Here is a 560-nt window from a genome sequence, read left to right on the forward strand (position 1 = left end):
AATGTGAAGCGTGTCGCTGACTCGTTTCCTCCGACCGTTCTTTGGCGCATTCAGCCAGCGTAAAACTCGGAACCTTAAAGCTCGGCTTTGGCCGTGACCTTTCAATAACCCATGCGGGTACACTTCCCCGCACGGGGTAGGTGTGCCCATTAACTTTGGAGTACACCTTATGAACCAAGTAGCTAAATTGGACCTCGCCCAAATCCGTCAACAAGCCATCAATGATGGTCTGCTGGTGGACCAATCTTCCATCGGTAAACAAGCTGGTTTCCTGACCAATGTGGCAGTGACCCCGGCAATTGTCGATGGAGTATTTGGTGCAGATGGTAAGCACTCGGTAGAAGACTTCCTTTTCATGTTTTTGCAGCTTTGTGTTGCTCAAACAAAGGTCGCTTTTACCGACAACAAGAATTGGGGAAAGATTCGTCTTTATTACCCCATGCCCACTGTAGATGGCTTTTTCAAACCCACTGAGGTTGTGATTAAGTCAGATCCTGTAACCGCAGATGTCACAATCATGATGGCCTCGGAAGAGGGCGCTCATTTGTGCTTGTGATATT

1 protein-coding gene is annotated in these 560 nt (G+C 48.2%); it reads left to right on the top strand.

Annotation, left to right across the window (positions count from 1 at the left end; genetic code table 11):
* The first annotated feature begins 169 nt into the window (after nucleotides 1-169).
* Complete coding sequence (locus tag R7O13_RS29655; RefSeq protein WP_001077336.1) at nucleotides 170-556, top strand: hypothetical protein; 387 nt, start codon at nucleotides 170-172, stop codon at nucleotides 554-556.
* Nucleotides 557-560: the final 4 nt, after the last annotated feature.

It is taken from the genome of Vibrio sp. Y176 (assembly GCF_033438945.1).

Excerpts from the sequence above, each read along its gene's own strand:
- R7O13_RS29655 (WP_001077336.1), top strand. The coding sequence starts at position 170 with ATGAACCAAGTAGCTAAATTGGACCTCGCCCAAATCCGTCAACAAGCC.